The organism is Pacificimonas aurantium, from assembly GCF_020092905.1.
Taxonomy (GTDB): Bacteria; Pseudomonadota; Alphaproteobacteria; order Sphingomonadales; family Sphingomonadaceae; genus Pacificimonas; species Pacificimonas aurantium.
In genome coordinates, this window is sequence record NZ_JAGSGB010000001.1 from 984,265 (window position 1) to 1,004,520 (window position 20,256).

Below are 20,256 nucleotides of genomic sequence, written 5' to 3' on the forward strand. Positions count from 1 at the left end.
GCCTCTCGGGCACGGCCCTTTCCAAAACATTCGCCCCGATTCTTGACCCCGTGCGCCTTGTGGCATTTCGTCCGGCACCCGTCCAGCACGCAGGATATGAAACGGCCCGGAAGGAGGGTGTCCTTCCGGGCCGAAACTGGCTCTGCCATGGACAGAGCGGTGAGGGAGGCGGACTTAGAAGTCCATGCCGCCCATGCCGCCCATGCCGCCCATGCCGCCACCGGGCATGCCGCCGCCGCCATTGTCCTTTTCGGGGACTTCGGAGACGGTGGCCTCGGTGGTGATGAGCAGGCCGGCAACCGATGCGGCGTCCTGCAGCGCGGCGCGCACGACCTTGGTCGGGTCGACCACACCGGCCTTCAGCAGGTTCTCATAGGTGTCGGTCGCAGCGTTGAAGCCCTGCGTGTCATCCTTGCCGTCGACCAGCTTGCCGGCCACGACGGCACCGTCGAATCCGGCGTTTTGCGCGATCTGGCGCACCGGAGCTTCGAGCGCCTTGCGAACGATGTCGACGCCGCGCGTCTGGTCGTCATTGGCGCCTTCCAGGCCCTCGAGAGCCGTCTTGGCGTAAAGAAGCGCGGTACCACCGCCGGGGACGATGCCTTCTTCGACGGCCGCGCGCGTGGCGTGCAGCGCGTCGTCGACGCGGTCCTTCTTCTCTTTCACCTCGACCTCGGTGGCACCGCCGACCTTGATCACGGCAACGCCGCCGGCGAGCTTTGCGAGACGCTCTTGCAGCTTTTCCTTGTCATAGTCGGACGTGGTGGTCTCGATCTGGCCGCGGATCTGCTCGACGCGCGCCTTGATGTCGTCGGCAGAGCCGGCACCGTCGACGATCGTCGTATTGTCCTTGTCGATCGTGACGCGCTTAGCCTGGCCGAGCATGTCGAGCGTGACGTTCTCGAGCTTGATGCCGAGGTCCTCGCTGATCATCTGACCGTTGGTCAGGATGGCGATGTCCTCGAGCATGGCCTTGCGGCGATCGCCGAAGCCCGGAGCCTTAACCGCGGCGATCTTCAGGCCGCCGCGCAGCTTGTTGACCACCAGGGTGGCCAGCGCCTCGCCCTCGACATCTTCCGCGATGATGAGCAGCGGACGACCGGACTGGACGACGGCTTCCAGGATCGGGAGCATCGCCTGCAGGTTCGACAGCTTCTTCTCGAAGATGAGGACGTACGGGTTGTCGAGCTCGACGTTCATCTTCTCGGGGTTGGTGACGAAATAGGGCGACAGGTAGCCGCGGTCGAACTGCATGCCTTCGACCGTCTCGAGCTCGGACACGAGGCCCTTGGCTTCCTCGACGGTGATCACACCTTCCTTGCCGACCTTGTCCATGGCCTTGGCGATCATGTCGCCGACCTCGGCGTCGCCATTCGCGGAAATCGTGCCGACCTGCTTGATTTCCTCGTTACCGGAAACTTCGCGGCTGCGGCTCTTCAGGTTCTCGACGACCTTGTCGACGGCGAGGTCGATGCCGCGCTTCAGGTCCATCGGGTTCATGCCGGCGGAGACCGACTTCATGCCCTCGCGGACGATCGCCTGGGCCAGAACCGTCGCCGTCGTCGTGCCGTCGCCGGCCACGTCGTTGGTCTTGGAGGCCACTTCACGCACCATCTGCGCGCCCATATTCTCGAACTTGTCCTTAAGTTCGATTTCCTTCGCGACCGTCACACCGTCCTTGGTGATGCGCGGCGCGCCGAAGCTCTTCTCGATGACCACGTTGCGGCCCTTGGGACCCAGCGTGACCTTGACGGCATCGGCGAGGATGTCGACGCCCTTGAGAATGCGCTCGCGCGCATCGCGTCCGAATTTTACGTCCTTGGCTGCCATGTCTGACTACCTTTCGTAATAGATTGGAAGAAAAGAAGAAAAGCCGCTGCCTCAGGCCATGATGCCGAGGATGTCGCTTTCCTTCATGATGATCAGGTCTTCGCCATCGATCTTGACCTCGGTACCGGACCATTTGCCGAAGAGGATCTTGTCGCCTGCCTTCACCTCGAGCGGGGAAATCTCGCCGGCATCGTTGCGCGCGCCCGAACCGGCAGCGACGACTTCGCCTTCCTGCGGCTTTTCCTTGGCGGTGTCCGGAATGATGATGCCGCCCGCGGTCTTTTCGTCGGCCTCGATACGGCGGACGAGAACGCGGTCGTGCAGAGGACGGAAGTTCATGTTGCGTCACCCTTCTCGTTATGAATGGATGTGAAAAACTGGCGTTGGCACTCCAACGTGGAGAGTGCCAACGGCGAGCGATATGTGCAGCAGTTCATCCGCTGTCAACATTGGCCGATTGCGAAATTTTCGTGACCCGGCAGCCCGGCCGGGCGAGTGAACCAGCGGGCAATTTGCCCTAGACGCTACGTCGCGGTTGGACTGAAGCTGGTGTGTGACTACCTTGTGGGCAAGACCCTAGCGAAAGCAGTATTTCCTCCATGGCTCTCCTAAAAGGCTTCTGGAAGCTTCTTGTCGGCATCAAGGACTTCCTCGTCCTCCTCCTGATGGTGCTGATCTTTGCCGGTATCGTCACGGCTATGAACCAGGAGGAGGAGCTTCCCCAGGTGGCGGGTGGCGGTGCGCTGACCGTGCCATTGACCGGGTTCCTCGTGACCCAGCGGCAGGACATCGATCCCGTCGCGCTGTTCACAGGTGCAGAGATCGCGCCGGAAATCGAAACGCGCGAACTGGTGCGCATGCTGGAGCGGGCAGCCGGCGACGACCGTATCGACTCCGTGGTTCTCGACATGGACGGGTTTCTCGGCGGCGGCCTCGCCAACGTGCAGGCGGTGGCGGACGCGGTGGTGGAGTTCCGCGAAAGCGGTAAGCCCGTTTATGCCTTTGCCAGCGCCTATCTGGACGCCGGCTGGCTGATCGCGGCCCATGCGGACGAAGTCTCCCTGGCGCCGCTCGGAACGGTGCTGGTGCAGGGCCCCGGCGGCTCGCAGCTCTATTTTGGAGAGGCGCTGGAAAAGCTGAACGTCAACGTCAACGTCTTTCGCGTGGGAACCTACAAGTCCGCGGTCGAGCCCTATACGCTCACCGAGGCGTCGGAACCGGCTCGCCGGGCGCGGCAGGCCCTCGCGGATGATCTGTGGGCAAACTATCTGCAGGACGCGGAAGCCGCGCGGCCGCAGGCGAACCTCTCTGCTTATGTGGAGAACCTTCCCGGCCAGGTAAGAAACGCCGGGGGCGACTTTGCGCGCGCAGCACTGGAGGCGGGGCTTGTCGACCGCCTCGAAACCAGGGCGACCTTCGAGCAGCTGATGGCCGAACGGGTGGGCGATGCCGACGACATGCCGGGCGGGTATCTCGCGACCGACTTCTGGGCGTATCTCGAGACAGTCTCCGAGCCGGGCGGCGATGCCGTCGGCATCATCGACGTGACGGGAACGATCGTCGATGGCGAAGCCCCGGCAGGCACCGCCGGGGGCGAAACGATCGCGAACCTGGTCGAACTGGCCGTCGCGGACAGCGATATAAAGGCGCTGGTCGTCAACATCGATTCCCCGGGCGGTTCGGTCACTGCCTCGGAAACGATCCGTCAGGCGCTTCTGCAGGCGCGCGCGGAGGGCCTGCCCGTCATCGCCCGCTTCGGTCCGGTGGCGGCATCCGGCGGCTACTGGGTGGCGACCGCGGCAGATACGGTCGTGGCGGCGCCGACGTCGATCACCGGCTCCATCGGGGTCTTCATGGTCTTGCCGACCTTCGAGGACACGCTTGCCGAGATCGGTGTGAACGCCGATGGGGTTGGGACGACCCCTCTGTCCGGCGCTCCCGACCTCGCCGACGGACTAAGCGCTCCGATAGAGGAGCTTCTGCAACTGTCGGTTGAGGATATCTACCGCCGGTTCGTAGGCATCGTCGCAGAAGCCCGGGGCCTGGACCCGGAGCGAGTTGACGAGATCGCCCAGGGCCGGGTCTGGTCCGGCGGTGCCGCCCGGCAGCTCGGCCTCGTCGACCGGTTCGGCTCGCTGGAAGACGCTGTCGCGGCGGCGGAGGAAGCCGCCGGTTATTCGGTCGGCGAGCTTGCGGTCGTGGAAGTGCGCGAGCCGAAGCCGTTCTTCGTGCAGCTGGCCGAGGACTTCCTCGAGATGGATGCGAAGGCGCGCGTGTCGGCCACCATCCCCCACTCCGCCATCGATACGCGCCTAGCGCAGCAGCGGGCGGTTCTTGAGCGGGCCGCCATCGACGCAGCCGCGGTGGCAGCGGGGCCGGCCATGCAGGCACGGTGTCTCAGCTGCGACATGGCGGGCCGTCCCGTGCAACCGAGGGAAAGGACCGGCATGCTGGAAGTCGTGAAAGCGCTGCTCGACTAATCCCGGCGGGCGTAGCTTCGCTTGGCTGGATCGCCTTTCAGGCGGCTCGCCGCGGTGCGCTACCGAGCGCGTGCCCGCTCATATGTCCCAAGGACGCGAACCCATTTGGTGAAATAGCCAAGCTCGTCCATGGCGCGGGCCACTTCCGGCTGATCGGGATGTCCCTCGATATCGATGTAGAATTCGGCGGCCTGGAAAACTCCGTCGCGCAGGTAGCTCTCGATCTTCGTCAGGTTGACGCCATTGGTGGCGAAGCCGCCCAGAGCTTTGAACAGCGCGGCGGGAACGGAGCGTACTTCGAACATAAGAGTGGTCATGACGTCCGCTTCGGCCGGCAGACTTGCCGGTTTCCGGGACAGGGCCACGAAGCGCGTGGTATTATGTTCTGCGTCTTCGATACCCCGCTCCAGGATGTCGAGGCCGTAGAGTTCGGCGGCGAGCGCGGACGCGATTGCCGCTCGTCCGGGCGCTGTCTCTTCGGCTACAAGCGCGGCCGCCCCGGCGGTGTCGAATGTGGGCCGGGGCTTTATGTCCCACGCTTCCAGGCGGCGGCGGCATTGGCCGAGTGCCTGGGCATGGCTGAACGCCTCGCGCACCTCCTCGCGCCGCGTTCCCGGACGGGCGAGCAGGCAGTGCGACACGCGGACGAAATGCTCATGCGTGATCGACAGGCCGCTTTCGGGCAGCAGAAAGTGGATGTCGGCTACGCGGCCATGCTGGGAATTCTCAATGGGAATCACCGCGTAACGTGCGCGGCCCTCGCTCACGGCATCTATGGCCGCGCCGAAACTGACGCAGGGGAGCGGGGCGAAGTCGGGAAACAATTCACGCACAGCCTGATGTGAATAGGCGCCGGGTGCACCCTGAAACGCCGCGGTGGTTTCGGGGGAGGCCTCTGCGGTTTGCGACAGGCGCGATACTAGCTCTCGGGCTTTCGGCGGGTAGGTATCCATGGCGCGGCCTTCCCTCACCAAGTCGCACCGACTTGGCAAGATTGCACGGTCTCCTTATGAAGGCGGCGATTTCGCGCGCCCGTTGCGGCGCAGGCCTGTATCTTCTCAAAGGACCGACACCTCGTGGACAGTTTCGAGTGGAACAAGATCATCGGCTGGGTACTGGCGGCGGCAATCGCCGTCCTGGGCCTCAGCATCGTTTCCGGCGCCGCGTTCGATACCGACCGGCCCGAGGAAATGGGCTTCTTTGTTGACGTTCCCGAGGAAGCCGGCGCTGCCGAAGACGAAGTCGACCCGATGGTCGAACTGGCGCTCGCCATGCAGCAGGCCGATCCGGCCCGCGGCGAAGCCGTTTTCAAGAAGTGCGCGACCTGCCACACGATCGAACAGGGCGGTGCGAACAAGCAGGGTCCCAACCTGTGGGCCGTCGTCGGACGCGATGTCGGCAGCCATGCTGGCTTTGCCTATTCCAGCGCGCTCGAGGAAGAGCCCGGCAACTGGGACTGGGAAAAGCTGAACGCCTATATCGAGAGCCCGCGTTCCGCGATTCCCGGCAACGTCATGTCCTTCGCGGGCCTGTCCGATGTGCAGGACCGCGCGAACCTCTTCGCCTATCTGCATGACATGGGTGGCCAGATCGACTTGCCCGCTCCGCCGCTGCCGGAAGAGCTCGCCGCCGAGGATCCGGAAGGCACCGGCCCCGAGGCCGCGAAGGCTGAGGACGTGCCGGAAGCCGACTTGGCGGACGCGCAGGAGGTGCCTGAGAGCAATATCGGTGGCCCCGCTGCCGAAAATCAGGACACGACCGACGCCGACGAGGTCAGCGAAGGCGAGTAAGGGGCGGGGGCCTGCCATAGGTCCCCCAGCGCCACAGCCATTCCAGTGGACCGTAACGGAAGTGCTTCAGCCAGATGTGGCTGAACGCTATCTGCAGACCCAGAATGAGAATGGCGAGGCCCCATAGAGCCGCGATTCCGAACCGGTCATATTGATCGAGGGCGAAGCCGGGGAACAGCAGCCACTGGCAGATCATCGTCTGGCCGATATAGGTCGTGAGCGCGAGTCGCCCGGCTGGGGCGAAGAGGCGCATGAGCCCGTCGGCACGGCCCGCGGTGTAGAGCCAGCCCAGCGCGCCAAGATGTCCTAGTGTGACAAGGACGCGGCCCGGCTGGTCGGACCAGAGCAGCATGGGAATTTCGGCCGCGAAGCCGCTGTGCCATTGCTGCCACCATTCGGCGATATTGAGCGGAATGCCGAGGCCGTAGCCGGCGGCAAGCATCCATCTATAGGCCGAGGGCTGGCCCTGTCCCGAAAGGATGCCGAGCTGCATCAATGCGCCGCCGAGCAGCATCATCGCAATCGGCTCGAACAGCCAGATGCGTGAGGCGGACAGGCTGTTGAGCTCGTTCGCAATGCCGACCTTGTAGTGAACATTCTCCGCAACGCCGCCGGCTCGCGCCTGACGGGACTCGGCCACGCGGTCGTCGCTGGGGGCGAGCTTCTCCAGATAGGCGCTCCAGTCTGACACGCGCTGATCGGTTTCGTCCGCGCCGCGCGCTGCCGCCCCCTCCGCGAACGCGCGCATGTTCATGAGGCCGGCGCTTGCGCCGAGGCCGAGGCCGGTCAGGAGGACCAGCCCGGCAACGCCAGCTCCGATCATCTGGCGCGGCTCCATCTCCTTGGCGAACCAGAGAAGGAGGCCCGCCAGCCCGTAGATGAGAAGGATGTCCCCGGGCCAGAGCAGCAGGTATGAATGCACGAGGCCGAACAGGATCAGGAGGACGGTGCGCCTGTAGTAGGTCGCCGCGCCCATTCCCCGGCTTGCCATCAGAACGAAGCCTGCCCCGAAAAGCATGGAGAGGAGGCCGCGCATCGTCCCTTCCACGAACACCATCTGAAACCACCAGACGGCCTGGTCGAGCCCTGTCCAGCTGGGTCCGATACGCGGGTCGCGCTCGATCCCCGCAACGCTGCCCATGATCCAGATGTTGACGAACAGGATACCGCAAATCGCGATCCCGCGCAGACCATCTAGGAACGGGAGTCGGTCTCGGGCGGTGGTCGGCGCGGCTAGCGGCGCGCTCATTGCCCGCCGACGCCCCCGTTCGCCATGATGCACCAGATCATCGGCAATAGGGGCCTCGCGGTCCCATATCCATGTGCAGATGATCGCGGTGAAACGCATCTCCGTCCGGGCCGATGACGATCTCGAACCGGTTGCAGGCCGCCTTGTGAACGTCGCGCAGGAAGGCAGTCTCGTCGCCCCCTGCCTTCCAGCCGCTTTCCACCTGAATCACTTTCCCGTTCTCCAGATGAAATGCGGCGATATCGACGGCGTTGCCGTAGGAATGCTCGGACAGCCGCCCGCCGGGCCGGGAATTGACCGGGCGGCAGGAATAGGTCCCCCAGCTTTGGATGCGCACCACGCGGCTGCCGAAATGGATTGCGGCCGCGCCCTGAACGTCTTCGCTGATCCATTTGTAGAGCGAAGCCGCCGCCGGGCAGGAGATCGCGGTCAGGCCGGGGACGGGCACGCCAATATCGAGCAATTGGACGCCGTCGTCGAAACCGCAACCCTCGGTCGTACGACGGGGCGGCAGGGGCCGGTATTCGATCGGAAGACGGTCGAGGCTGGCATAGCAGGCGGGTGCAGGTGCACCGGATGGCGGCGGAGTGTCGGCGGGCCGGTCGACGGGGGGCTGCGATCGCACAACGGGTCGCGGCCCGGCGCAGGCGCTGGCCAGGGCGACAAGCGCTACGGTGAGAACAAGGCCGGGGGCCGGACGCATCGAAAGAGACCGCATGTCCGCTCGATAGAATGGAGAGGCGCCGACGTCATCTGCTTGCTGCATCTGCTTGGGGGCTGCGGAACCCGCGCCGGGCTCCATTCGTCGATTTGGGGAATGCGAGCACGCGCCCGTTTCCGCCCGTCATGCCTCCGTCCAGCCTTTGGATGTCTCGAAAGGAACATTTGACTCGCGGACTGCCGACCCTAATTGCGGCGGCGGGCCACGCCGTCCCAACGCGGCGCGCGCTCTCTGTAAGGAGAGAATATCAGTGTCTAATGAACCCACGCTCAAACCCGAGCGCCCCTTTTTCTCGTCCGGTCCCACGGCAAAGTTCCCGGGCTGGTCCCTAGATAAGCTGAAGACCGAATCGCTCGGCCGGTCGCATCGGTCGAAGATCGGCAAGGCGCGTCTGAAATATGCCATCGACCTCAGCCGGGAGCTTCTCGGCGTCCCCGACGACTATCTCGTCGGTATCCTGCCGGCTTCCGATACCGGCGCGCTGGAATGCGCGATGTGGACCATGCTCGGCCCGCAGCCCGCGACGGTCGCAGCCTGGGAAAGCTTCGGCAACGTATGGATCCAAGACGCCGTCAAGCAGCTCAAGCTGAAAAACCTCACCGCTCTCGATGCCGACTATGGCGAAATTCCGGATCTGGCATCCATTCCCCAGGATAACGACGTGGTCTTCACCTGGAACGGGACGACGTCGGGCGCGCGCATTCCGAATACCGACTGGCTTGAGTCCGGACGTTCCGGCGTGACGATCAACGACGCCACGTCTGCCATCTTCGCGCAGGAGATGGACTGGCCGAAGCTCGATGCCACGACCTATTCCTGGCAGAAGGTCATGGGGTCCGAGGCCCAGCACGGCATGCTGATCCTGTCGCCGAAGGCTATCGAGCGTATCGAGAGCTACGACCCCGACTGGCCGTTGCCCAAGCTGTTCCGCCTGAAGAAGGGTGGCAAGATCAACCAGGGCATCTTCGAAGGAGCGACGATCAACACGCCTTCGCTGCTCGCGACCGAAGACTATATCGCCGCGCTTGAGTGGGCGAAGTCGATCGGCGGCCGCCAGGCGATGTTCGAGCGGGCGAATGAAAACGCGCGCATCCTCGAAGCGTGGATCGAAGCGACACCCTGGATCAGCAACATGGTCTCCGATCCGGCAAAGCGTACCAATACCGGCGTCTGCATGGTCTTTGGCGGCGACTGGTACGAATCGCTGTCCGACGAGGACAAGGCCGGCGTTCCGAAGAAGATCGTCTCGATGCTAGAAGAACGCGGCGTCGGCTATGACTTCAACGGCTATCGCGACGCGCCGCCGTCGCTGCGCATCTGGTGCGGCGGCACGGTCGACGCCGAAGATGTGAAGCGCCTGCTGCCCTGGATCGAATGGGCCTTCGAAGAAGTGAAGGCTTCGCACGCAAACTGATTAGTCATTCCGGCGGCAGCCGGGCGGAGCGGGCGAACGGGTATCTTTCCTTTCGCCACCCGGCCCGCGAGCTGCGCCGGAATGACGAAAATCTTGATTGGAGATTTTCGTCATGCCCAAGGTTCTGATTTCCGACAAAATGTCCCCGAAAGCCGCCGAGGTGTTCCGCAATCGCGGGATCGAGGTGGACGAAAAGCCCGGCCTCAGCCCCGAAGAGCTGAAGGCGATCATCGGCGAGTATGACGGCCTCGCCGTCCGTTCCGCCACGAAGCCGAACGAGGACATCCTCTCGGCCGCCGACAATATGAAGGTCATCGGCCGCGCCGGCATCGGCGTGGACAATATCGACATGAACGCCGCCTCCGCGCGCGGTATCGTCGTCATGAATACGCCGTTCGGCAATTCCATCACCACCGCCGAACACGCCATTGCGCTGATGTTCGCGGTTGCACGTCAGTTGCCCGAGGCCGACGCCTCGACCCAGGCCGGCAAGTGGGAAAAGTCCCGCTTCATGGGCGTCGAAGTGACCGGCAAGACGCTGGGGCTCATCGGTGCGGGCAATATCGGCTCCATCGTCGCCAGCCGCGCGCTTGGCCTTCGAATGAAGGTCATTGCCTATGACCCCTTCCTGACCGAGGAGCGCGCGCAGGAGCTGGGCATTCGCAAGGGTACGCTGGACGAGGTGCTGGCCCAGGCCGACTTCATCACCCTGCACACGCCGCTGACAGACCAGACCCGCAACATCCTCAGCCGCGGGAATCTGGAGAAGACCAAGAAGGGTGTGCGCATCGTCAACTGCGCGCGCGGCGGCCTTATCGACGAGGCGGCGCTGAAGGACCTCCTCGAATCCGGCCATGTCGCGGGCGCGGCGCTCGACGTGTTCGCCGAGGAGCCGGCCAAGGAAAACCCGCTGTTCGGCACGCCCGGTTTCGTCGCGACGCCGCATCTCGGTGCGTCGACGACCGAGGCGCAGGTGAATGTTGCCATCCAGGTGGCCGAGCAGATGTCCGACTATCTGCTGTCGGGCGCCGTCACCAACGCGCTCAACACGCCATCGGTAAGTGCCGAGGATGCACCGAAGCTGAAGCCCTACATGGTTCTTGCCGAGAAGCTGGGTCTGCTTGCCGGCCAGCTGATCGAAGAAGGTCTGTCCAAGGTCACGGTCGAGGCCGAGGGCGCGTTGTCGGAGCTGAACCTGAAACCGATCACCTCCGCTGTCCTGGCGGGCCTGCTGCGGCCGATGTCGGATTCGGTGAACATGGTGAACGCGCCGGTGCTTGCGCGCGATCGCGGCATCGACATCGCCGAGGTCCGGCACGAGCGCGAGGGCGACTATCACACCCTTCTCCGCCTGACGGTCGAAACCTCGAAGGGTGCCCGCTCCATCGCCGGCACATTGTTCGGCGAGAACAACCCGCGCCTCGTCGAACTGTTCGGCATCGGCATGGAAGCCGAACTGTCCGGCCAGATGCTCTATGTCGAAAACGCTGACAAGCCGGGCTTTATCGGAGCCGTCGGCTCGACCCTGGGTAAGGCGGACATCAACATCGGCACGTTCAATCTCGGACGTCGCGGCGGCGGCGGCGAGGCGATCATGCTAGTGTCCGTCGACGGAGAGATTTCCGAACCTCTGCTGTGGGACATCTGCCGTCTCGAAGGCGTCCAGGACGTGAAAGCGCTGCGATTTTGAACGAGCGCGCGGACCCGATCGCCCTCGGGTTGCTGCCCGAGGGATTCCGTGACCGGCTCCCGCCCAGGGCGGGAGCCGCAATGCGGCTTACCACCGAAATGCTGGAGGCGATCCGGCCGCACGGTTACGACCGCGTCTCGCCTCCCCTTGTCGAGTTCGAGGACAGCCTCGTCTCTCGGCTTGCCGGTACGCAGGCCCAGGACCTGGTGCGCCTGATCGACCCGCTGTCTCAGCGTACGCTGGCGCTACGACCCGATATTACGGCCCAGGTGGGCCGCATCGCAGCCACGCGTATGGCGCATCGGCCCCGGCCCGTCCGCCTGGCCTATGCAGGCCCGGTGCTCTGGGTCCGCAGCCGACAGGTCAGTTCGGCGCGCGAGTCGATGCAGCTTGGCGCCGAACTGATCGGCAGCGACCACCTGCGCGCCGTCGAGGAGGTGCTGATGGTGGCGCTGGAGGCGCTGACGGCGAGCGGGGCGAGCGGCATTTCGGTTGACCTCACCCTGCCGTCGCTGGTCGACGAACTGGCGGAAACACGCTGGCCCGTCGCCGATCTTGCAGCTGTGAAGGCGGCGCTCGACGGAAAGGACCAGGCGGCGCTCCTCGCCGCGGACGGCGGAGACTATGCTTTCCTGATCGATGCTGCCGGGCCGGTGGGCCGGTCGCTGGCGCGGCTGCGCGCTGCCGATATGGGCGCGAACTTCGATGCGCGGCTGCAGGCTGCCGAATCGCTTGCAGATCTAGCTGGACGCTACGGCGCGGTCTCGCTCGACCCCACCGAGAGGCTGGGCTTCGAGTATCAGAGCTGGGCTGGCTTCAGCCTTTATGCCGAGGGCGTCGCCGGCGAGATCGGCCGCGGCGGAACCTATACGATCCGCCATCCGGACGGCAGCGAGGAGCCGGCGGTGGGGTTTTCCCTTTATGTCGATCCGTTGGTCGAAGCCGGTCTCGGCAGTCTCGACACGCCGCGTATCTTCCTGCCGCTGGGTACCGGCTCCGAAGTCGGAAGCCAGCTTCGCGCGGACGGATGGGTCACGGTAGCTGCGCTGTTCGATGAGGACACTGCCGAAGCCAATGCCTGTACCCATGTCTGGGACGGCGCACCAAAGGCACTGTGAAGCCCTCGCCATGACCGAAGAGGAAGCAGAAGAACTCCGCCGGACGGCGCAAAAGGCTTCCAGTATTTCGACGGTCGCCATCTTCGTTGCTGCGGCGGCGCTCGCGCTCGCGATTCTCGGCCTGTTCATGCCGCTCTCGCTGTAAAGGGCGACTAACCGAAGCTGCCCGGCTCGGGGCCGATGCGCCCATTCTGATCGTCGAGCTCGTCGATCCGCGCCATCTGCTCTTCGCTCAGTTCGAAGGAGAGGGCGGTGAAGTTTGCCTGCATATGGTCTGGCTTGGACGCCTTCGGAATCGGCGACAGACCGTGTTGAAGGTGCCAGCGCAGAACGACCGCGGACGCGGGCTGCCCCGTTTCGGCTGCGATGTCGGAAATAACCGCCTCACTTAGGCCCGCACCCTGGCCGAGCGGTGACCAGCTTTGTGTAATGATGCCCAGATCCTTATGTCGCCGCCGCAGCGCGTGCTGCTGGAAGGCGGGGTGAAGCTCGATCTGGTTCACGGCCGGGGTCACGCCGGTTTCCGTTATGATACGGGCAAGGTCTTCCTCGCGGAAATTCGAGACCCCGATGGACTTGGCCTTGCCCGCTTCCCGCAGCTCGATGAAGGCCTTCCACGTCTCGACGTAGAGATCCTGCTTCGGGCACGGCCAATGGATCAGCAGCAGGTCGACGCTGTCACGCCCCAAGCGGCTCAGCGACTTCTCGAACGCCTTCTTCGCCCGCTCGAAACCCTGGCTCTCGTTCCAGACCTTTGTGGTCAGGAAGGCGTCCGAATCCTGCAGCGCCGTTCCGACGCCTTGCTCGTTTCCATAGACGGCCGCGGTGTCGACCAGGTCATAGCCGATCCCGAGGGCGCTCCGGACGGCATCGGGGGCTGCATCATCGTCGATCTTGTAGGTGCCGAAGCCGAGCTGCGGCATGCGGCGTCCGTCATTGAGCGTCAACGTCTGTATCATGTGTATATCTGTGTCCTGCCTAGTTCGATTCCCCCGATTCAACGCGCCGCCCGCCGCGTCCGATCCGGCTTCCGCGCTTGCGCTCCGGCCCTCTGCGGCCTAGCCCGCTCCCGCAGCCCGCAGCGGGCAGAAACGAAGGATTTTCATGAGCAACGTTACCGTCATCGGCGCGCAGTGGGGCGACGAAGGCAAGGGGAAGATCGTCGACTGGTTGTCGGCCCGCGCGGATGTGGTCGTCCGGTTTCAGGGTGGCCACAATGCCGGGCACACGCTGGTGGTCGGGGACCAGACCTACAAGCTCAGCCTGCTCCCCTCAGGTATCGTGCGCGGGACGCTGTCGGTCATCGGCAACGGGGTCGTGCTCGACCCCTGGGCGCTCGCTTCGGAAATCGAGAAGCTGCAGGGCCAGGGCGTCACGATCACACCCGACAATTTTCGGGTGTCCGAAACCTGTCCCCTGATTTTGCCCTTTCACCGGGACCTAGATGCGCTGCGTGAGGATGCGTCGGGCGTCGGCAAGATCGGCACCACCCGCCGCGGTATCGGCCCGGCCTACGAGGACAAGGTCGGCCGCCGGGCGCTTCGCATTGCGGATCTTGCCGATCCCGCGCGGGCGGAACGGCAGCTCGACCGCATCGAGGCGCACCACAACGCCCTGCGTGCGGGCTTCGGTGAGCCGCCTATCGACCGCGCCCGGCTGCTTGAGGATCTGAGAGAGATCGCGCCGAAGGTACTGCCCTATGCAGCGCCTGTCTGGCACGACCTTGCGAAGGCGCGCGGCGAAGGGAAGCGCATCCTGTTCGAGGGGGCGCAGGGCGTGCTGCTCGACGTCGATCACGGCACCTATCCCTTCGTCACCAGTTCGAACACAGTTGCCGGAACGGCGGCGAGCGGATCCGGCTTGGGGCCGGGCGCGGCTGGCTATGTGCTCGGAATCGTCAAGGCGTACACGACGCGCGTTGGCTCCGGGCCCTTTCCGACCGAGCTGGAAGACGAGGTCGGAAGGCGCCTTGGCGAACGCGGGCATGAATTCGGCACCGTCACCGGTCGCCAGCGGCGGTGCGGCTGGTTCGATGCTGCCCTGGTAAGACAGTCGATGGTCGTCTCGGGCGTGACCGGGATCGCACTGACGAAGCTCGATGTGCTTGACGGTTTCGAGACGTTGAAGATCGGCGTCGGTTACGACGTCAACGGCACCCACTACGACTATCTGCCTGCCAGTCCGGAAGACCAGCTCGCCGCGATACCGGTCTATGAAGAGATCGAGGGCTGGAGCGAGTCCACTGTCGGGGCGAGGCGCTGGGCCGATCTTCCGGCGCAGGCGATCAAATATATTCGCCGCATCGAAGAGCTGATCGGTGTACCTGTGGCGCTGGTTTCGACCAGTCCCGAGCGCGAGGATACGATCCTAGTTACCGATCCGTTCGCAGGCTGACAGTAGGATGCCAGGCGCGCTTTAGCGCGCTTCAGAAAACTCCCATAGCCAGGCCTGCGGCTAGCGCCTGTCCCATTTCGGCGCAGCGGTCGAGGTCCGCCTGAGCGATCGTCTTGTCGGCGAGAATCTTCTCTTTCGAGTCGGCGTGAGTGCAGATGATGATCGGCTCCGCTACCGGTTTCAGCCGCCAACCCTTCGCAATGCGCGCCGTCTGCTTCACGGCATTCTCGCCGTCCGAGCCCGCGCAGACCATCTGCGCATATGGCCGCCCGTCCAGCTTACCGAGCACGGGATAGTAGCTGCGATCATAGAAATCCTTCATCACGCCGGCAATGGCGGCGAGATTCTCAGGCGCGGCGAACAGATAGCCGTCCGCCGCGAGCAGCTCGTCCGGTCCGGCATTTTCCGCCTGCACAAGGAGGGCTTCGGTCTCCTCCTTGTCTGCAGCCTCGAAGGCGGCCCGAGCCATCTGCGCGGTTCCGCCGGTCTTCGAATGATAGACGATCAGAAGCCGAGGCATGGGCTGGCTCTACGCAGCTAGCCAATGCCTTGCCAGACTCACTTTGGCGCAGCCCCCATGCGCGGCCGGATCTGGGAGACCTTGTGATCGACCTCCGAATAGTCGACGTCCGACAGCTCTTTCCGTTTGGGGCCGAGATAGCCGAACAGATAGGCGCCCACCTTGCGCATCTGGATTTCCTCGGCGCCCTCGGTGATGCGGTAGCGGCGGTGGTGGCGGTAGATGTGCTCGAACGGCTTGTGGCGGGAATAGCCAAGGCCGCCATGCACCTGGATGGCACGGTCGGCGGCTTCACAGCAAAGCCGGTTCGCCCAGTAATTGCACATCGACACCTTGTCGGAGATCTGCTTCTCGATCTCCACATGGGGCAGGTTGTCCATGTCCCATGCGGTCTTGCGGATCAGCCAGCGCAGCATTTCGGCCTGGGTGGACAGCTCGACCAGCGGGAACTGAATGGCCTGGTTGCGTGACAGCTCCTGCCCGAACGGCTTTCGCGCGCGGGCATATTTCACGCTTTCCTCGATACAATAGACCGCCGCGCCTAGCGAGGAGGCGGCCTGCCGGATGCGGTTCTGGTGAACGAAACTCTGGGCAATGGCGAGGCCGCCGTCGAGCGGGCCGAGAAGCGCCGTTTCCGGCACCCAGACTCCCGGGATCGTAACCCGCGGATGGTCGGTGGGCATATTGTAGGTCCACAGATACTCGTCGACTTCGATCTGGTCTGCGGGCACCAACAGGCAGCTGATTCCGCGCGCATCGCCGTCCTTGCCGGAAGTGCGCGCGAAGACGGCACAGTGCGTTGCGACGTGCATGCCCGTCGTCCACATCTTCTCGCCCTTCACCAGATAGCCGGGCGTTCCGTCGCGCTCCTCCGGAGTGGCGGTCGTCTCCATATGAGTGGCGTCGGAGCCGTGATGCGGCTCGGTCAGGCCAAAGGCCACGCGCCGGGAGCCGTCGAACCCGCCTTGAATGAATTCTTTCTTCTGCTCCTCGGACCCGAACTGTTCGTACATCTCGACGAACGGGAAGTTGCCAACGACCGAATGCTCGTTTTGCAGGTCGTTGTGGAGGCCCAGCCCCTTCGCGGCGAGATATTCGCGAATGACGGCCATCCACAGATGCGATCCGCCCTGGCCGCCGAACTTTTCCGGCGCGGAAAATCGCCAGAAGCCGGCCTCGTCGGCCTTGCGCGTGGCCTTCCTGAGCAGTTGCTCCCACTCCGGACGCGGCAAGCCGTCATTGTCGAAATCGGTGCGCGCCCATTCGCGCCGGTGGTCGAAAAAACGATCATTGTCGTCTTCCTCTTCGAGCGGTTTGATTTCCGCGTCGATGAAGTCGTCCAGCTTCTTCAGATAGTCCGTCAGTTCTGCCGGTAGCGCGAAGTCCATGGTCAATCTCTCCCTGTTATCGGGCGACCATGAGCGTGTGCGTGGCCCCGGTCCACGCATCAGATTAACAGGGTTGTGAGGAGGCCAGTCGGCGCGTCTTTCCGACCGGCTCAGTTCCAACTGGTCTTGCTGCCGGGCGGGAGACCCTTTTCGTCTTCCTGAACCTCATCGACGCTCTCGCCGGGATTTTCGGTCTCGCGCTTCAGTTCCTCGTTCGGCCGCTGCGCATCCTCGTCTTCGGCAGGCTCGACTTCGGGCGGGCTTTCAGGTGGTTTCCGATTGTCGGTCATAGTCACGCTCTCTTTCCGTTTCTCGAACGGTGCGTCGCGGGCCTGCGTTCCCCGAAGTGCCGCCGGCCGCAGCAACCGACACGGCAGCTTGCTAACAAAAGAACGAGGGGAAAATTTTCGGACCGGATCGGAACACCTGCCCTCTTTTGTCGTTCTTTGGGTCAGATAGCGAATGATATCCCCCCCCCGCTCTCGCTGTCTGATAACAGAGGCCCGGGTTCATGCCCCTTCCCCCCCAACCGGCATGAACCCGGGCTTCATATTTTCCCCGCTTCCAACTCTCGCCTGCAGCGCACGACCCTGCGTTCGACCAGGCTCGCCCCTCCATACGCACGGAACCATGCCCGCCTGGGGCTGTTCACCTCCGTAGGAAAGAGGGAGTTACGTCGATGAAAAAGGTATATATTTCCGCCGCCATGGCCTTCGGCCTCGCGCTTGCCGGGTGCAATACCTGGGACGGGATGGGCGAAGATGTGGAAAGCGCCGGCGATGCCGTCGAAGATGCCACGGACGAAGTGAATGACGGCGACGCCTAGCGTTCATTGCTCGTCGAGTGCGCCAGCCTGAAGGGCTGCGCAGGGCCCGGCCCGGGAACCTGGTCGCTGTCCGGTGCGTCATTCCGGGCGGGGGACCGCTAAGGAGGCGATATGCGTAAGATAGTTCTTCCTGTGATGCTGGCGCTCGGCCTGGCCACGGCAGCATGCAATACGGTCAAGGGTGTCGGCGAGGACATCGAATCCGTCGGCGAAGCCGGTGAGGATGCGATTGACTGAGCTCGACTGAGCCAGATGCGAAACAGGGGCGGCGCCGTGCGGCGTACGCCCCTTTTCTTTGCCCCTGATATGGGTGTTTATCTGAATGGCCTGCGGCCATTCAGGCTACTCAGCGGCTTCCCGCTCCAGCTTTGCGGCCCTGCGGTGTGTGATGAGGATCGCGACCAGCGACAGTTCGTAAAGCACGATCATCGGCACGGCGAGCATGAACTGCGACACGACGTCCGGCGGCGTGACAATGGCCGCGATGACGAAGGCGGCCACGATGGCGTAGCGGCGAAAGCCCCTTAGCTGCTCGAGCGTCACCAGCCCCGCTCGTTCGACCAGCATCAGCGCGATCGGCACGAGAAAGCACAGGCCGAAGGCGAAGATCAGGCTCATTGCGAAGCTGAGATAGTCGCCGACCGCGGGAAGGGCCTGCAGCGAAACCCCGGCCGTTTCCCCCTGCATTTCGAGAAGGAAGGTAAACACGGTGGGCATGGCGATGTAGTAAGCGAGCGCTGCACCGAGGAAGAACAGCACCGGCGTCGCAATCAGGAAGGGCAGCAGCGCGCGTTTCTCGTTCTTGTACAGGCCGGGAGCGACAAAGGCCCAGACCTGGTTTGCGATGATCGGGAAAGCGAACAGAAAGGCCGCGAAGAACGCGACCTTTATCTTCGTGAAGAAGGCCTCGTAGAGCTTCGTGTAGATCAACGTCTGGCGCGTTCCGTCGCCCACCCGGTCATAGGCCTCCAGCAGCGGCTGGCCGAGAAAGGCAAGGAGCTCGTCGGAAACGGCAAAGGCGGCGAAGAAGAAGAGCAGCAGCGCCGCGACCGACCACAGCAGCCGCGTCCGCAGCTCCGTCAGATGTTCGAGCAGCGGCGCGCGCGAGTCGTCGATATCGTCGGGGCGGCTATCGCTCACGGCTCGCCCTTCCGGTCAGCTGACGGGGATGATGGGCCAGGCGCTGTTCCCGGTGTCTCGGACGAAGATGGCGGCGGTCCGTCTTCCGGCGGCTTGGGAGCTGAGGAGGGCGGTGGGTCGGGAAGGCCCGGTGCCTGTGCGTTCGGGTGCGCGCGCATGATTTCCGCATTGTGGCGGTCCCATTTCTCGCGCATCTCGTCGAGCTCCGCCTGGCGGATCATCTCGTCCATACCGGATTTGAAATGGCGCGCGGTCCCGCGAACCTTCGCAGCGGCCCGGCCGACCGTTCTCATCACCCGCGGCAGGTCCTTTGGTCCCACCACCAGAAGAGCGACGATCGCGATGAAAAATAGCTCGAAGCCGCCCAGATCGAAAAAGGGCATGGCCCGGTTGTCCTAGCGGGGGTCGCGCTCGCTGGAGGCCGGTGCCGCCTGTGTGGGCTCGACTGGCGTTTCCGCATGCTTCGGATGGGAGTCGCTGGAAAGCGCCTTGCGCTCCGACTCGGGCGTGCCGTCGTCGTCGGCAAGACCGTGCTTGAAGCTTTTGATCCCCTTGCCGAGGTCGCCCATCATCTCCGAAATCCGGCCCTTGCCGAAGAGCAGCATGATGACGAGTGCCACGATGAGCCAATGCCAAATACTGAGGCTGCCCATGATAAAATCTCCCTTCGTTCGCCGCCGCATGTGGGAAGCGCGCGGGTTCATTACTAGGTAAGCGAGGGGGACGCCGCAAACCAAAGCGTACCCTTGACGGAATATAGGCGCGCACCGCAGTGAGATGCTTTGGCGGGGCCGAGTTGAAGGGCTAGTTCATGCAGGAAGAAGATACGGCGGCCGGCACCATGGAAGATGCACCCGCGCACCCCCCGGCGCGCCAGCCCGAACATATCGGCGCCATCCTTCAGGAAGCACGGCTGGAACAGGGGCGCGAACTGTCCGATATCGCCAATCTGACGCGCATCCCCGTCCGCCATCTGGCCGCGATCGAGAGCGGCGACCATTCCAGCCTGCCGGCGATCCCCTATTCGATCGGGTTCGTGAAGAATTATGCCCGCGAGGTCGGCATCGACCCTGACCAGGCCGCAGCGCAGTTCCGCGCGGAGACGACCCTGACCGTTCGGGAGCCCGTCGAGATCAACATCAATCCGATCGACGAGCGCCGGGTGCCGCCTAAATCTGCGGTATTCCTGGGCCTTGGGCTGCTTGCGATCGTGGTCATCGTGGCGTTGCTGTGGGCGGCCGGGATTTTCGGCGGCCCGAATGATGTCGCCGATCCCGAATTCGATCCTCTGTCGGACCCCACCGAGGTCGCAAGCGAGATCGGTACATCCCCGCCCGAGCTGACCGCTCCACAGGAACCCGAAGCGGCGGACGGAGAGCAGTCCGCATCGCTGAGCGGTCAGGTGGTCATTCGCGCCGACGAGGATGCCTGGGTGCGCATCCGTGGCGGCGGCGAGACGCTGCTGATGCGGATCATGACGGCCGGCGAAACCTTCGAAGTTCCGGAGGGACGCGATGATCTTCAGCTTCGTACCGGCCGTGCAGGGGCGTTGACCATCCTGGTAGGCGGGGAGGAGCTTCCCAGGCTCGGCGGCAATGACGAGGTCGTCGGCGAGGTGCCGCTGACGCCTGCCGGTCTCCAGGACTATGTCTCGTCGCTGGATGAAGACGATGCGGGTGAGGAAGGCTGAGGCGAT

At 64.1% G+C, this 20,256-nt stretch carries 22 protein-coding genes; 10 read left to right on the forward strand and 12 right to left on the reverse strand.

The annotated features are described in order from the left end of the window. Positions 1–174 precede the first annotated feature (174 nt). A complete protein-coding gene (gene groL, locus KCN53_RS04750; protein ID WP_088711205.1) occupies positions 175–1,830 on the reverse strand; it encodes a chaperonin GroEL in 1,656 nt (551 codons plus the stop codon). 51 nt (positions 1,831–1,881) lie between these two features. Then, positions 1,882–2,169 carry a co-chaperone GroES gene (groES, locus tag KCN53_RS04755; protein ID WP_088711204.1) on the reverse strand — a complete coding sequence of 96 codons (288 nt, stop codon included), beginning with the start codon at positions 2,167–2,169 and terminating at the stop codon, positions 1,882–1,884. Positions 2,170–2,429: 260 nt separating this feature from the next. Between groES and sppA the strand changes: the two genes are divergently transcribed. Next, positions 2,430–4,310 carry a signal peptide peptidase SppA gene (sppA, locus tag KCN53_RS04760; protein WP_088711203.1) on the forward strand — a complete coding sequence of 627 codons (1,881 nt, stop codon included), beginning with the start codon at positions 2,430–2,432 and terminating at the stop codon, positions 4,308–4,310. Between the two features lie 59 nt (positions 4,311–4,369). Here sppA and KCN53_RS04765 read toward each other — a convergent pair whose 3' ends face one another. Next, positions 4,370–5,263: a prephenate dehydratase gene (locus KCN53_RS04765; protein ID WP_088711202.1), complete on the reverse strand. Its 894-nt coding sequence runs from the start codon at positions 5,261–5,263 to the stop codon at positions 4,370–4,372. 123 nt (positions 5,264–5,386) lie between these two features. On the opposite strand from KCN53_RS04765, the gene KCN53_RS04770 reads away from it, so the two are divergent. Further along, on the forward strand, positions 5,387–6,100 hold the full coding sequence (locus KCN53_RS04770) for a c-type cytochrome (RefSeq protein ID WP_088711201.1): 714 nt from the start codon (positions 5,387–5,389) through the stop codon (positions 6,098–6,100). On the opposite strand, the gene KCN53_RS04775 is transcribed toward KCN53_RS04770, so the two are convergent. Both KCN53_RS04775 and KCN53_RS04780 read right to left on the reverse strand, forming a co-directional pair. Next, positions 6,084–7,349 (reverse strand): DUF418 domain-containing protein, encoded by a 1,266-nt coding sequence (locus KCN53_RS04775; protein ID WP_172406147.1) that lies wholly within the window; start codon positions 7,347–7,349, stop codon positions 6,084–6,086. The two genes, KCN53_RS04770 and KCN53_RS04775, sit on opposite strands and share 17 nt — an antisense overlap. A gap of 37 nt (positions 7,350–7,386) precedes the next feature. After that, complete coding sequence (locus tag KCN53_RS04780; RefSeq protein ID WP_224199366.1) at positions 7,387–8,067, reverse strand: extensin-like domain-containing protein; 681 nt, start codon at positions 8,065–8,067, stop codon at positions 7,387–7,389. 247 nt (positions 8,068–8,314) lie between these two features. On the opposite strand from KCN53_RS04780, the gene KCN53_RS04785 reads away from it, so the two are divergent. From KCN53_RS04785 to KCN53_RS16015, 4 genes are all read left to right on the forward strand, one after another. Next, a complete protein-coding gene (locus KCN53_RS04785) occupies positions 8,315–9,484 on the forward strand; it encodes a phosphoserine transaminase (RefSeq protein ID WP_088713297.1) in 1,170 nt (389 codons plus the stop codon). A gap of 112 nt (positions 9,485–9,596) precedes the next feature. Then, complete coding sequence (serA, locus tag KCN53_RS04790; protein WP_088713296.1) at positions 9,597–11,174, forward strand: phosphoglycerate dehydrogenase; 1,578 nt, start codon at positions 9,597–9,599, stop codon at positions 11,172–11,174. After that, positions 11,171–12,292 (forward strand): ATP phosphoribosyltransferase regulatory subunit, encoded by a 1,122-nt coding sequence (locus tag KCN53_RS04795; protein WP_263434956.1) that lies wholly within the window; start codon positions 11,171–11,173, stop codon positions 12,290–12,292. Before serA ends, KCN53_RS04795 begins: the two co-directional genes overlap by 4 nt. A gap of 10 nt (positions 12,293–12,302) precedes the next feature. Continuing rightward, the gene (locus KCN53_RS16015; RefSeq protein ID WP_263434957.1) at positions 12,303–12,437 is read left to right on the forward strand and encodes a hypothetical protein; all 135 of its coding nucleotides are present in this window, start codon (positions 12,303–12,305) and stop codon (positions 12,435–12,437) included. Between the two features lie 7 nt (positions 12,438–12,444). On the opposite strand, the gene KCN53_RS04800 is transcribed toward KCN53_RS16015, so the two are convergent. After that, a complete protein-coding gene (locus KCN53_RS04800) occupies positions 12,445–13,251 on the reverse strand; it encodes an aldo/keto reductase (protein ID WP_088711199.1) in 807 nt (268 codons plus the stop codon). Positions 13,252–13,396: 145 nt separating this feature from the next. Here KCN53_RS04800 and KCN53_RS04805 point away from each other — a divergent pair, with 145 nt between their 5' ends. Beyond that, positions 13,397–14,686, forward strand: a complete 1,290-nt coding sequence (locus KCN53_RS04805) for an adenylosuccinate synthase (protein ID WP_088711198.1) — start codon at positions 13,397–13,399, stop codon at positions 14,684–14,686. A gap of 31 nt (positions 14,687–14,717) precedes the next feature. On the opposite strand, the gene KCN53_RS04810 is transcribed toward KCN53_RS04805, so the two are convergent. The 3 genes from KCN53_RS04810 to KCN53_RS04820 form a co-directional block, all read right to left on the reverse strand. Next, positions 14,718–15,206: a flavodoxin family protein gene (locus KCN53_RS04810; protein ID WP_088711197.1), complete on the reverse strand. Its 489-nt coding sequence runs from the start codon at positions 15,204–15,206 to the stop codon at positions 14,718–14,720. Positions 15,207–15,244: 38 nt separating this feature from the next. Next, positions 15,245–16,594: an acyl-CoA dehydrogenase family protein gene (locus tag KCN53_RS04815; protein ID WP_088711196.1), complete on the reverse strand. Its 1,350-nt coding sequence runs from the start codon at positions 16,592–16,594 to the stop codon at positions 15,245–15,247. A 110-nt stretch (positions 16,595–16,704) separates the two neighbouring features. Beyond that, positions 16,705–16,884, reverse strand: coding sequence for a hypothetical protein (locus tag KCN53_RS04820; RefSeq protein WP_088711195.1), 180 nt, complete (start codon positions 16,882–16,884; stop codon positions 16,705–16,707). Between the two features lie 389 nt (positions 16,885–17,273). On the opposite strand from KCN53_RS04820, the gene KCN53_RS04825 reads away from it, so the two are divergent. Next, on the forward strand, positions 17,274–17,420 hold the full coding sequence (locus KCN53_RS04825) for an entericidin A/B family lipoprotein (RefSeq protein WP_088711194.1): 147 nt from the start codon (positions 17,274–17,276) through the stop codon (positions 17,418–17,420). A 111-nt stretch (positions 17,421–17,531) separates the two neighbouring features. Continuing rightward, the gene (locus KCN53_RS04830) at positions 17,532–17,657 is read left to right on the forward strand and encodes an entericidin A/B family lipoprotein (protein ID WP_088711193.1); all 126 of its coding nucleotides are present in this window, start codon (positions 17,532–17,534) and stop codon (positions 17,655–17,657) included. A gap of 105 nt (positions 17,658–17,762) precedes the next feature. On the opposite strand, the gene tatC is transcribed toward KCN53_RS04830, so the two are convergent. From tatC to KCN53_RS04845, 3 genes are read right to left on the reverse strand one after another with little or no spacing between them, the layout of a single operon-like run. Beyond that, positions 17,763–18,560 carry a twin-arginine translocase subunit TatC gene (gene tatC / locus KCN53_RS04835; RefSeq protein WP_088711192.1) on the reverse strand — a complete coding sequence of 266 codons (798 nt, stop codon included), beginning with the start codon at positions 18,558–18,560 and terminating at the stop codon, positions 17,763–17,765. Continuing rightward, on the reverse strand, positions 18,557–18,943 hold the full coding sequence (tatB, locus tag KCN53_RS04840) for a Sec-independent protein translocase protein TatB (protein WP_088711191.1): 387 nt from the start codon (positions 18,941–18,943) through the stop codon (positions 18,557–18,559). Before tatB ends, tatC begins: the two co-directional genes overlap by 4 nt. A 12-nt stretch (positions 18,944–18,955) precedes the next feature. Continuing rightward, positions 18,956–19,213 (reverse strand): twin-arginine translocase TatA/TatE family subunit, encoded by a 258-nt coding sequence (locus tag KCN53_RS04845; RefSeq protein WP_088711190.1) that lies wholly within the window; start codon positions 19,211–19,213, stop codon positions 18,956–18,958. Positions 19,214–19,371: 158 nt separating this feature from the next. Between KCN53_RS04845 and KCN53_RS04850 the strand changes: the two genes are divergently transcribed. Further along, positions 19,372–20,250 (forward strand): helix-turn-helix domain-containing protein, encoded by an 879-nt coding sequence (locus KCN53_RS04850; RefSeq protein WP_088711189.1) that lies wholly within the window; start codon positions 19,372–19,374, stop codon positions 20,248–20,250. The last annotated feature ends 6 nt before the right edge of the window (positions 20,251–20,256 follow it).